The 11,660-nt window shown below is 70.3% G+C and carries 8 protein-coding genes; 1 reads left to right on the top strand and 7 read right to left on the bottom strand.

Annotation, left to right across the window (positions count from 1 at the left end):
- Positions 1 to 468 precede the first annotated feature (468 nt).
- Entirely contained in the window at positions 469 to 756 is a 288-nt protein-coding gene (locus tag AL346_RS14010) for a GIY-YIG nuclease family protein (protein ID WP_019403214.1), read from the top strand.
- 176 nt (positions 757 to 932) lie between these two features.
- On the opposite strand, the gene AL346_RS14005 is transcribed toward AL346_RS14010, so the two are convergent.
- From AL346_RS14005 to AL346_RS13975, 7 genes are all read right to left on the bottom strand, one after another.
- Positions 933 to 3,857: a bifunctional [glutamine synthetase] adenylyltransferase/[glutamine synthetase]-adenylyl-L-tyrosine phosphorylase gene (locus AL346_RS14005; RefSeq protein WP_019403215.1), complete on the bottom strand. Its 2,925-nt coding sequence runs from the start codon at positions 3,855 to 3,857 to the stop codon at positions 933 to 935.
- A gap of 184 nt (positions 3,858 to 4,041) precedes the next feature.
- Positions 4,042 to 5,433: an ATP-binding protein gene (locus AL346_RS14000; RefSeq protein ID WP_019403216.1), complete on the bottom strand. Its 1,392-nt coding sequence runs from the start codon at positions 5,431 to 5,433 to the stop codon at positions 4,042 to 4,044.
- The gene (locus AL346_RS13995) at positions 5,417 to 6,100 is read right to left on the bottom strand and encodes a response regulator transcription factor (protein ID WP_026015311.1); all 684 of its coding nucleotides are present in this window, start codon (positions 6,098 to 6,100) and stop codon (positions 5,417 to 5,419) included. Before AL346_RS13995 ends, AL346_RS14000 begins: the two co-directional genes overlap by 17 nt.
- Positions 6,101 to 6,225: 125 nt before the next feature.
- Positions 6,226 to 7,761 carry a Do family serine endopeptidase gene (locus AL346_RS13990; protein WP_019403218.1) on the bottom strand — a complete coding sequence of 512 codons (1,536 nt, stop codon included), beginning with the start codon at positions 7,759 to 7,761 and terminating at the stop codon, positions 6,226 to 6,228.
- Positions 7,762 to 7,873: 112 nt separating this feature from the next.
- Entirely contained in the window at positions 7,874 to 9,046 is a 1,173-nt protein-coding gene (locus AL346_RS13985) for a M20 family metallopeptidase (protein WP_019403219.1), read from the bottom strand.
- A 157-nt stretch (positions 9,047 to 9,203) separates the two neighbouring features.
- Positions 9,204 to 9,677 (bottom strand): cytochrome c-type biogenesis protein, encoded by a 474-nt coding sequence (locus tag AL346_RS13980; RefSeq protein WP_019403221.1) that lies wholly within the window; start codon positions 9,675 to 9,677, stop codon positions 9,204 to 9,206.
- Between the two features lie 4 nt (positions 9,678 to 9,681).
- Positions 9,682 to 11,655: a heme lyase CcmF/NrfE family subunit gene (locus AL346_RS13975; protein WP_019403222.1), complete on the bottom strand. Its 1,974-nt coding sequence runs from the start codon at positions 11,653 to 11,655 to the stop codon at positions 9,682 to 9,684.
- Between the last annotated feature and the right edge of the window lie 5 nt (positions 11,656 to 11,660).

Genomic DNA, 11,660 nt, shown 5'->3' with positions numbered 1-11,660 from the left:
GCGGTGGATATTCCCCTGCCGTCATGCCCGTGCCTAATCGCATAGCCGTCCGTTGGCGGGAACGAACGGGGAGCCACCGCGCAAACTCTCCACGTCATGGCCGGCCATCCACGCCTTCTGGCCTGGTGCAATCGTCCCCGCGTCATGCCCGCGACAAGCGCGGGCATGACGCGGGGAGAGATGGCGCCGCGGTGGATATTCCCCTGCCGCCATGCCCATGGCCTAATGGCATAGCCGTCCGTTGGCGGGAACGAACGGGGAGCCACCGCACAACCTCTCCACGTCATGGCCGGGCTTGTCCCGGCCATCCACGCCTTCTGGCCTGGCGCAATCGTCCCGGCGTGGATGCCCGCGACAAGCGCGGGCATGACGCGGGGGGAGGTGGCGCCAAGATTCCCCGGCGGGGCATCCCGGCAATCCCGAAGAGCCGCGCTTGTCGCCGATGTGCATGCCTGCTCTTCTAGGAACATGCGGGGCGGCTGGGTTGACATCATGACCAACAGGCCGAACGGCACGCTCTATATCGGCGTGACGAGCAACCTCGCGCGTCGCGCATGGGAGCACCGCGAAAGCATGATCGACGGCTTCACCAAACGCTATGGCTTGAAGCAGCTCGTCTATTACGAAGCTTACGAGGATATTCGCAGCGCCATCCAACGCGAGAGCAACATGAAGCACTGGCCGCGCCGTTGGAAGATACGGCTCATCCTCGAAATGAACCCGCAGTGGCGGGATCTCTACGAGACGCTCGCCTGAAGGAGAAGCGCAACGCTTCCCTGTCGTCATGCCCGCGCTTGTCGCGGGCATGACGACAGGACCAATGCACGAAGGCAAACGGCGTGGATGGCCGGGACGAACCCGGCCATGACGCGGGGAGAGGTGGCGCTTCACGGCCGTGCAGCGGCTCGCCCGGTCCGCCAAGGGGGAGCGTGCTACCCCTTGGCCTTGCGGGACTTCGCCTTGCCGCCGACGCCCAAAAGTTCGTTGAAGGTGGCGCGCACCTGGCGGCGCGTGTCGTCGAGCGTCCGGGCCAGCACCTTCTGGTCGGGCAGGCCAACGGCCGTGGCGATGCGCTTCTGGATCGCCGGGGCGACGGCCTTGGGGTCGAAGCGGCCCTCCACCGTCAGGCGCTGCCAGTGGAAGACGCTCGACAGGAGGTCGTAGGCGGGGCGCAGCACGTCGGCATGGTCCGGCGCGACAAGGCCCTTCTCGGCCGCGCGGGCGAGGACGTGGGCCGTGCCGGGCACGATCAGGGCCGGCTCGGCCGCCGCATGGGCCAGCATCAGGAACTGGGCCATGAACTCGATGTCCACCAGCCCGCCCGCGGCGAGCTTGAGGTCACCGGGGTCGTCCTCCCCCTTCTCCTCGGCGATGAGGGCGCGCATGTCGCGGATGTCGGCGGCGAGCTTCTCCCGGTCGCGCGTCTCGCGCAGCACCGCCGTGATCGCGTCCTCCACGTCGGCAGCGAGGGAGGCGTCGCCGGCGATGACGCGGGCGCGCGTCAGCGCCATGTGCTCCCAGGTCTCGGCCTCGGTCTTCTGGTAGGCGAGGAAGCCGTCGAACTGCGTCGCGACCGGCCCCTTGCGGCCCGAGGGGCGCAGGCGCATGTCGACCTCGTAGAGCCCGCCGCGCCGCGTCGGCACGGTGAGCGCGCTGACGAGGCGCTGGGTCAGGCGGCTGTAGTAGACGACGGCGTCGAGGGGCCGGCGGCCGTCGCTCTCCCGGTTGTCGGGATCGAAGTCGTAGATGACGACGAGGTCGAGGTCGGAGGCCGCCGTCATCTCGTGCGCGCCGAGGCGTCCGAGGCCGACGACGACCGCGCGCCCGCCGGGCACCCTGCCATGCTCCTCCTCGAAGGCGGCTTGCGCGGCCTCGAGGCTGAGGCGCACGGTGGCCTGCGCCACGGCCGCGAAGGCCTCCCCGGCGCGCGGCGGCGACAGGATGTCGGAGAGGAAGCGCGCGCCGACGAGGAAATTCTCCTGCCGCACCGCCTCGCGCAGCCGGTCGAGAAAATCCTCGTAGCTCGCCGGCTTGCCGACGAGGCCGCGCAAGCGCGCCTCGATCGCCGCCTCGTCGCTCGTCGGGTCGAGGAAGGTCGGGTCGATGACGGCGTCGAGCACGTGCGGGCTGGCGGAGACGACCTCGGCGAGCCGCGGGGCGCCGCCGAGAAGATCGGCAAAGAGGCGCAGCAGCCGCTCGTTGGAACGCAGCATGGAGAGAAGCTCGACGGCGGCCGGCATGCGGCCGAAGGCCTCGTCGAGCGCCGCGAGCGCCGCATCTGGAGCCGCCGTTTGGCCGAGCGCGGTCAGGAGCGCCGGCGTCAGCTCCGTCAGCACCTCGCGGGCGCGGGCGCTGGTGACTGCCGAGCGGCGGCCGAAATGCCAGCCGCGCACGGTCTCCGCGACGCGCGGCGGGTCGGAGAAGCCGAGCCGCCGCAGGGTCTCGAGCGTCTCGGGGTCGTCGCTCGTGCCGGTGAAGACGAGGCTGCCGGCCTCCGCGGCAAGTTCCGGCCCCTCCTCGAACAGCATGGCGTAGTGGCCCTGCACCTTGCGCGCATGGGCCGTCAGCGCCTCGCCGAAAGCTTCCACGGTCGCAAAGCCGCAGAAGCGGGCGACGCGCGCCAGCGCCTCGGCGTCGTCCGGCAGGCGCTGCGTCTGCTCGTCGGCCACCATCTGCAGCCGGTGCTCGACGGTGCGCAGGAAAATATACGCGGCCGCCATGTCGTCGCGCGCCTGGGGCGTGATCCACTTCTCCTCGACGAGCGCATCGAGCACCTCGAGCGTGCGCCGCCCGCGCAGCGAGGGGCGGCGCCCGCCGAAGACGAGCTGCTGCGTCTGCACGAAGAACTCGATCTCGCGGATGCCGCCGCGGCCGAGCTTGATGTCGTGGCCGGCCACCGCGATGGCCTCGTGGCCGCGCACGGCATGGATCTGCCGCTTCATCGCATGGATGTCGGCGATGGTGGCGAAATCGAAGTACTTGCGCCAGACGAAGGGGCGCAGGTCGGCGAGGAAGCGCTCGGCGAGCGCGATGTCGCCCGCGACCGGGCGCGCCTTGATGAAGGCGGCGCGCTCCCAGTTCTGGCCGACGCTCTCGTAATAGGAGAAGGCGGCCGGAAGCGACACGGCGACGGCCGTGGAGCCGGGATCGGGCCTGAGGCGCAGGTCGACGCGGAAGACATAGCCGTCGCCGGTGCGCTCCTGCAGGATCTTCACCAGCCCCTGCGTCAGGCGCACGAAGAAGGGGGCCGGCTCCAGTCCCTCGCGCAGCGGCGCCTCGGGATCGAAGAAGACGACGAGGTCGATATCGCTCGAATAGTTGAGCTCGCGCGCGCCGTGCTTGCCGAGCGCCAGCACGACGAAGCCGGGCCCCTCCCCGTCGGCCGCCACAAGGCGTCCGGCCTCCCGCGCCTCGCGCAGGAGGAAGGCGACCGCCGCCGCGACGCAGGCGTCGGCGAAATCGCTGAGCGCGCGCGTGACCTCGGGCAGGCTCCACAGCCCGCCGCAATCGCACAAGGCGACGAAGAGCGCGAACTCCGCCCTGAGGCGCCTGAGGCGGCGCATGATGTCCGCGACCTCCTCCGCCTCCTCCCCGGCGCGCTGCACGTCGGCGAGGATGCGCGCCCGGATCTCGTCCGGGGCGCCGTCGATCAGGGCCAGGAACCGCTCGGGCTTCGTCGTCGCGAGCCGCCACAGGAAGGGCGAATAGTCGGCGAAGGCGGCGGTGAGATTCGCAAGCTGCGGATGCGCATCGAGGAGACGGCCGAGGGCGGCGGAGGTCTCGTCCTCGTCGAGGAGGTCGGCGGCGATGCGTGCGACGGCCGTCTTGCCGGGCGGCGCCGGCAGGCAGTCGACCATGGCTGCGAGAGGCGTTGCTTCCTGCCCTGTCACGTTTTTTTTCTTGCCCATTTTATAACCGGTGTTGAGAGCGACATTTCAGTGCTCGTCATGGCCGGGCCTGTCCCGGCCATCCACGCCCTCGACGTCGTGCGAGCGTCACGGCGTGGATGCCCGCGACAAGCGCGGGCATGACGGCCCGCCTTCATCCCTCGTTTTTCGCCAGCGGCAGCACAAGGACGGCCCTCAGGCCCGGCCCGTTGCCCTCGAGCCGCAGCGCGCCCGTGTGCAGGCGCGCGACGGCCGAGGCGAGGCTGAGGCCGAGGCCGAAGCCCGGCTTGGAGCGCGCGCTTTCGAGACGCGCGAAGCGCTCCAGCACCCGTTCCCGCTCCCCTTCCGGAATGCCCGGGCCCCGGTCGCTCACCGCGATCTCCACCATACCGCCGCTGCGCCGGGCGGTGATCCTCACCTCCGGCGTCGTCTCGCAGCTTGTGCCGTATTTGAGGGCATTGTCCATCAGATTGGCGAGCGACTGGCTGATGAGCTCGCGGTTTCCGTGCACCGGCAGGTCCGGCTCGATCTCGGCGACGAGCGGCATGCCCGCCTCCTCGGCGAGCGGCTCGTAGAGCTCCGCGAGGCTGCCGGCGATCTCGGCGGCATCGAAACCGTCCATGGCGGCATTGGCATTGCCGGCCTCGAGCCGCGCGATCATGAGGAGCGCGTTGAAGATGCGGATGAGATTGTCGGATTCGTCGATGATGCCCTCGAGCGCGGTGGCATATTCGTCCGGTGACCGCGCCGTGCGCAGCGCCTCCTCGGCCCGGTTGCGCAGGCGCGTCAGCGGCGTCTTGAGGTCGTGGGCGATGTTGTCCGACACTTCGCGCATGCCGGCCATAAGCTCCCCGATGCGGCCGAGCATGTCGTTGAGGTTCTGCGCCAGACGGTCGAGCTCGTCGCCGGTGCCGGTCACGGTGAGGCGGCCGTCGAGGTCGCCCTCCATAATGGTGCGCGTCGTCTCCGTCATCGCATCGACGCGCTTGAGCACGCGGCGCGTGATGAACCAGCCGCCGAGGCAGGCGAGCACGGTCACGAGGCCGATGGAGAGGATGAGCGCGCGGCGGATGACGGCCTGCAACTGCAGCCGCTCCTCGAGGTCGCGGCCGACGAGCAGGCGGAAGCCGCCGGGCAGCACATAGACGCGCACGAGGGCCCGGAACTCCCTGTCTCCCGTCTCGTCGCTGCGCCGATAGGCGATCTCGCGCGAGCCCGGCTCGTCGAGAATGCCGAAGGGCACTTCGACCACGTTGCCCGCCAGCCGCTCGCCGGCCATGGTCGTGACGAGATAGAGGGAGGCGCTCGGCGCGCGCGAGCGCCGGTCGATGATGTTGACGAGCCGCCGGATGCCGCCGATGCGGTACTGCTCGGCGAGGCCCTGCAGCTCGGCGTCGATGGTGCCCTGGATCTGGTCGTCGAGCACGCGCCGGGCGTTCCAGGCGACATAGCCGAGGATGAAGCCGGCGAAGAGGACGAAGACGAGGAGATAGGCCGCCGACAGCTTGAAGGCCGTCGTGCGGAAGAGCTTACCGAGCCCCGTCACGGATCATGTATCCCGCTCCGCGCACCGTCTGGATCAGCGGCACGTCCTGTCCCTTGTCGATCTTCGCGCGCAGGCGCGAGACGTGCACGTCGATGACGTTCGTCTGCGGGTCGAAGTGGTAGTCCCACACGTTCTCGAGCAGCATGGTGCGCGTCACCACCTGCCCGGCGTGCTTCATGAGATATTCGAGCAGGCGGAACTCGCGCGGCTGCAGCACGATCTCCTGCCCGGCGCGGGTCACCCGATGCGACAGGCGGTCGAGCTCGAGGTCGCCGATCTGGTAGCTGGTCGGCTCGCCGTTCGCCCCCTTGCTGCGGCGGGCGAGCACTTCGGCGCGCGCCAGCAGCTCGGAGAAGGCGTAGGGCTTCGGCAGGTAGTCGTCGCCGCCGGCGCGCAGGCCCTTGACCCGGTCGTCCACCTGCCCGAGGGCGGAGAGGATGAGCACGGGCGTATCCACCTTCTGCTCGCGCAGGGAGCGGATGAGCGACAGCCCGTCGAGCTTCGGCAGCATGCGGTCGACGACGAGGACGTCATAGCCGCCTTCGCGCGCCATGGCATAGCCATCGAGGCCGTCGGCCGCATGGTCCGCCACGTGGCCGGCCTCCCGAAAGGCCTTGACCATGTAGGCGCCGGCCTCCTGATCATCTTCGATGACGAGAATCTTCATGGCGCTCATGGTAGCAACTCCGCAACGCAAACGGCAGGCCGGACGCGGGGGGTGTCCGACCTGCCGCCATGCGAGGAGGAGCGACGAGCCCGTGGCGACAGGCGGCCCGCCGCCCCTCCCCGAACTCAGGCGAGAGGCAGCGCGACGAAGCGGGCGCCGCTCGCGGTCTCCACCTGCATCAGCACGGCCTTGCGGCCTTCCTTGCGCAGCTCCGTGACCGCCTGGCGCACGTCCTGCGGCGTCTCGACCTTCTTGCCGCCGACGGTGACGATGACGTCGCCGGAGCGCAGGCCGCGCTCCTCGGCCGGGCTGCCCGGCTCGACCCCGACGACGACGACGCCGTCCTTGTCGACGCCGTCGACCGAGCCCGAAGGTGCCAGCGAAAGGCCGAGCTTGCCGGCCTGCTCCTCGCCGCTCTCGGCGCTCGCGGTCTTCTCGCCGGGCATCGTCGCCAGCGTGACGGAGATGTCGCTCTTCTTGCCGCCGCGCCAGACGGTGACGTCGACGGTCCGCCCCGGCGCGAAGCCGGCGATGTCGCGGGAGAGCTCGCGGGCGTTCTTCACCTCCTGCCCGTCGACGGCGAGGATGGCGTCGCCCGACTTGATGCCGGCCTTTGCGGCAGGGCTGCCGTCCTCGACTCGGGCGACGATGGCGCCCTTGGCCTCCTCGAGGCCGAGCCCTTCGGCGATGCCCTCGTTGATCGGCTGGATCTGCACGCCGAGGTAGCCGCGGCGCACCGTGCCGTGGTCCTTGATCTCGGCGACGACCTTCTGCACCGTCTCGGCCGGGATGGCGAAGGCGATGCCGACGTTGCCGCCCGACGGCGAAGCGATGGCCGTGTTGACGCCGACGACCTCGCCGGAGGTGTTGAAGGTCGGCCCGCCGGAATTGCCGCGGTTCACGGCCGCGTCGACCTGCAGGAAGTCGTCATAGGGGCCGGCGCCGATATCGCGCCCGCGGGCCGAGACGATCCCCGCCGTCACGGTGCCGCCGAGACCGAAGGGATTGCCGACGGCGAGCACCCAGTCACCCACACGCGGCGTACCGCTGGCGAAGCTGACGTAGGGGAACTTGCCGCCCTCGTCGACCTTGAGCAGGGCAAGATCGGTCTTCGGATCGGTGCCGACGACCTTGGCGGAGTAGGTCTTGCCGTCGTCGGTCTGGATCTCGACCTCGCGGGCCTTCTCGACCACGTGGTTGTTGGTGACGACATAGCCGTCGGCCGAGATGAAGAAGCCGGACCCCTGAGCCTCGCCGAAGCGGCGCGGGGCCGGGCGCTGGCCGCGCTGGCCCTCCTCGCCGAAGCGGCGGAAGAAGCGCTCGAAGGGGCTGCCCTCGGGCAGGCCGAACTGCCGCAGGTCGAGCCCTTCGGCGCTCGCGCCCTCGACCGCGACCTTGACGCGCACCGACACGACGGCCGGCTTCACATGGTCGACGACATCGGCGAAGCCGGCAGGATTGGCGGTCGGCACCTGGGCCGACAGGTTCTGCGCATAGGCCGGCGCCGGGCCGATGTCGAAGGTGCTCTGCAGCAGCGCGCCGGTCGACAAGGCGCCGAGCGCGACGGCGCCCAGCAGCATCGACACGCGCCGGCTGGCGCGCTTCGGCGACTTGATGCGGGCCTTCAAGGCTTCGCTGTGGTCTTTCTCGTGCATGGCCATCTCCGTTGGCGAACTCTCGGGCCGAACCCGTTATCGCCGCCGACGATGGCTCGCCGCGCCTTACGACAGCCTCACGAGCGCATGAAAACTTCGTAATGGAGGCGGGAGATCCTCAGCGCTCCGCCTCGCAGCGCAGCACCGCGCGCGCCAGCGCCTGGGCACGCGGCACGAGCGAGGCGACCTCCATGTATTCTTCCGGGGAATGGGCCTTGCCGCCCACGGGGCCGAGACCGCACAGCGTCGGCGTGCCGACCGCGGCCGAGAAGCCGGCGTCGGAGCAGCCGCCGGTGAACTCGCCGTCGACGGCAAGGCCCGAATCCGCCGCCGCCGCCTTGTAGGTCGCCATCATCCGCTCGCTCTCGGGCGAGGCGACGAGCGGCAGGAAGTCGCCGCGCGTCGCGAAACGGGCGTGAGTGCCGGGAACGGTGGAGGTCGCCACGATCCGCTCGACCGCCGTAACGAGCGCGGCGCGCTGCTGCGGCGTCACATAGCGCAGGTCGACCTCGGCCTCGGCAAAAGGCGCCGTCGTGTTGACCGATTGGCCGCCGCGCACGGTGCCCACGTTGACGGTGATGCCGGCCTCGAGATCCGTCAGCGCATGCAGCGCGACGATCTTGTGGGCGAGCTCGCCGATGGCGCTCGCACCGTCGGCGAAATTGGCGCCCGAATGGGCCGCCTTCCCGAAGACTTCGAGAAGCAGGAAGATGCCGCCCTTGCGGCCGCTGACGATGTTGCCGGAGGCGCGGCCCGGCTCGCCGTTGAAGGCGGCGCGCGCGGCGGCCGCCTCCTCCTCGATGATCGGGCGCGAGAAGGGCGAGCCGATCTCCTCGTCACCCGTCATCAGCGCCACCACCGGGCCGGGAGCCGCCTCCTGCGCCGCAAGCGCGGCGAGGACGAAGGCATTGACGACGAGCCCGCCCTTCATGTCGGCGACACCCGGACCATAGGCCCGGCCGTCGACGATCTTGAACGGCCGGTGCCCCGCCTCGCCCTTGGGAAAGACGGTATCGCGATGGCCCATGAGGAGGATAGGCTTAAGATTGCTGCCCGGGCTGGCGAGCTCTGCGCGCAGGGCGTCGCCATAGGTGTCGCCGCGCCGCCAGGACGTCGGGATGCCATGATCCGCGAAGAAGCGGGCGAAGCGCTCGCCGACCGCATCGACGCCGGCCTTGTCGTAGCTGCCGCTGTCGATGTTCACCACCTCTTCGAGGAGGGCGAGCATCTCGCCCTCCCGCTCCGCCAGCCAGCGGCAGACGGCCTCCTCGGCCTCGGCGCCTCGCGTCATCGCTCCACTCCCGTCAGCGGTGCCGCGCGAGGTGAATCGCGCAGCCGGTCAGGGGCGGCAGCATGCGCCATCGCGCCCGCCGGCGCATCTGCCGGCAGCGCATGGCGAGGGCCGGGGCCATTCGGGAGAGGATGAGCGCAGGGCTCCGCGTCCGCGGTCACAGGTCCTTGTCGCGCCCCTCGAGGAGAGCGGCGAGCCGGGCCTTTTCCTCGTCGCTGAGCGGAGCGGTCGCCGAGACCTCCGCGCGCCGGCGGCGCGCCGCGATGACGATCGCCGCGATGCCGGCGAGGAGCACGAGGAACGGCCCGCCCCACAGCAAAGCGGTCTGCCAGTTGACCGGCGGGCGCAGCAGCACGAAATCGCCGTAGCGCGCCACGACGAAGTCGCGCACCTCGCGATCGCTGTCGCCGGCGGTGAGGCGCTCGCGCACGAGGATGCGCAGGTCGCGTGCGAGCGGCGCATCGGAATCGTCGATCGACTGGTTCTGGCAGACGAGGCAGCGCAGCTCGGCGGAGATCGCCCGCGCCCGCGTCTCGAGCGCCGGATCGCGCAGCACCTCGTCCGGCTGCACCGCGAGCGCGGGCAGCGACAGGGCGAGAGCGACGACGAAGGCAGGCAGGAGGCGCCGCATCGCCCTACTCCGCCGGAACGAGCCGGCCGCGCGCGGCAACGGGCGCGGCGACGCGCAGGCGCCGGTCGGTCAGGGACAGAAGCCCGCCAAGGGCCATGATCACGGAGCCGAGCCAGACGAAGATGACATAGGGCTTCCAATAGATGCGCACGCCCATGCCGCCGGAAGGCTGCGGCTCGCCGAGGCTGACATAGAGCTGGCTCGGCCCGAGCGTCATGATGCCGGCCTCGGTGGTCGGCATGCCGCGCGTCACGTAGATGCGCTTCGAGCCCTCGAGCGTGCCGATGATGCGCCCGTCCCTGAGGACCGTGAAGCGTGCCACATCCTCGCGGTAGTTGTGGGCGGTGCGCGGGAAGATGGCATCGAGCCGCAGGGTATAGGCGCCGGCGTTGACGAGATCGCCGCGGTTGACCACGGCCAGCGTCTCGGTGCTCCAGGCCTGGGCGGCGATGCCGAGCACGGTGATGCCGACGCCGGCATGGGCGATGGCGGTGCCCCAGGCCGAGCGCGGCAGGCCGGCGGCACGGCGCAGCATGACGCCGGGCGCGACCCGGCCGCCGCCGGCGCGGTGGAAGATGTCGACCGCCGAGCCGGCCAGGAGATAGACACCGAGCCCGATGCCGAGGAGAGCGAGCACCGGTCCGCCGCGGACGAGCGCGAAGACGATGAGCGCCCCGGCAAGGCCGGCGGCATAGGCGGCCCACAACCGCTGCACCGTGCCGAGCAGGTCCCCCCGCTTCCAGGCGATCGTCTGGCCGATCGGGATGAGCGCGAGGAGCGGCATCGCAATCGGCAGGAAGGTCGCGTTGAAGAAGGGCTCGCCGACCGAGATCTTGGCGCCCGTCAGCGCCTCGAGCGCCAGCGGATACAGCGTGCCGATGAACACGGTGGCGCAGGCGGTGACGAGGAGGAGGTTGTTGGCGACGAGCGCGCCTTCACGCGAGATCGGCGCAAACAGCCCCCCTTGGCGCAGGAGCGGCGCGCGCCAGGCGAAGAGGGCGAAACCCCCGCCGATGAAGACGACGAGGATGGCGAGGATGAAGGCGCCGCGCGTCGGGTCCGTGGCGAAGGAATGCACCGAGGTCAGCACGCCCGAGCGCACGAGGAAGGTGCCGAGCAGCGACAGCGAGAACGTGAGGATGGCGAGGAGGATCGTCCAGACCTTCAGCGCATCGCGCTTTTCCATCACGATCGTGGAATGGAGGAGCGCCGTGCCGGCGAGCCACGGCATCAGCGACGCGTTCTCGACCGGATCCCAGAACCACCAGCCGCCCCAGCCGAGCTCGTAATAGGCCCAGTAGGAGCCCATGGCGATGCCGAGCGTGAGGAACACCCAGGCCGTGAGCGTCCACGGCCGCACGGCACGCGCCCAGACGGCGTCGATCCGCCCCTCGATGAGCGCCGCGAGCGCGAAGGCGAAGGAGATGGAGAAGCCGACATAGCCGATGTAGAGCAGCGGCGGGTGAATGGCGAGGCCAAGGTCCTGCAGGATGGGGTTGAGGTCCTGCCCCTCGAACGGAGCCGGGTTCAGCCGCAGGAAGGGATTGGAGGTGAACTCGACGAAGGCGAGGAAGGCGAAGGCCACCGCCCCCTGCACGGCGAGCGTCAGGTGGCGCAGGCGTGACGGCACGGCCCGGCGCGACAAGGCGACCATGGCGCCGAAGAGGGTGAGGATCAGCACCCAGAGCAGCATGGAGCCCTCGTGGTTGCCCCACACGCCCGTGAGCTTGTAGATGAACGGCTTCAGCGAGTGCGAGTTCTCGACGACATTGACGAGCGAGAAATCCGACGTCGCATAGGCATGGGTGAGCGCGGCGAAGGCCAGCGTCACGCAGGCGAAGGCGCCGAGCGCCGCCGGCACGGCGATGGCCGCGAGGGCCTCGTCCCGCACCGTGGCCGCCCACAACGGCATGAGGAACTGCACGAGCGAGAGCCCGAGGGCGAGGGTCAGCGCATAATGCCCGGCTTCGACGAACATTGGCC

The sequence above is a fragment of the Chelatococcus sp. CO-6 genome, assembly GCF_001271345.1.
Classification (GTDB): Bacteria; Pseudomonadota; Alphaproteobacteria; order Rhizobiales; family Beijerinckiaceae; genus Chelatococcus_A; species Chelatococcus_A caeni.
The sequence above is the reverse complement of the archived record's forward strand: the minus strand, read 5'-3'. Positions and strand labels throughout refer to the sequence as shown.

Coding starts and splice junctions, on each gene's coding strand:
- AL346_RS14010 (WP_019403214.1), top strand. CDS start 469: ATGCGGGGCGGCTGGGTTGACATCATGACCAACAGGCCGAACGGCACG.
- AL346_RS14005 (WP_019403215.1), bottom strand. CDS start 3,857: ATGGTCGACTGCCTGCCGGCGCCGCCCGGCAAGACGGCCGTCGCACGC.
- AL346_RS13995 (WP_026015311.1), bottom strand. CDS start 6,100: ATGAAGATTCTCGTCATCGAAGATGATCAGGAGGCCGGCGCCTACATG.
- AL346_RS13990 (WP_019403218.1), bottom strand. CDS start 7,761: ATGGCCATGCACGAGAAAGACCACAGCGAAGCCTTGAAGGCCCGCATC.
- AL346_RS13985 (WP_019403219.1), bottom strand. CDS start 9,046: ATGACGCGAGGCGCCGAGGCCGAGGAGGCCGTCTGCCGCTGGCTGGCG.
- AL346_RS13980 (WP_019403221.1), bottom strand. CDS start 9,677: ATGCGGCGCCTCCTGCCTGCCTTCGTCGTCGCTCTCGCCCTGTCGCTG.
- AL346_RS13975 (WP_019403222.1), bottom strand. CDS start 11,655: ATGTTCGTCGAAGCCGGGCATTATGCGCTGACCCTCGCCCTCGGGCTC.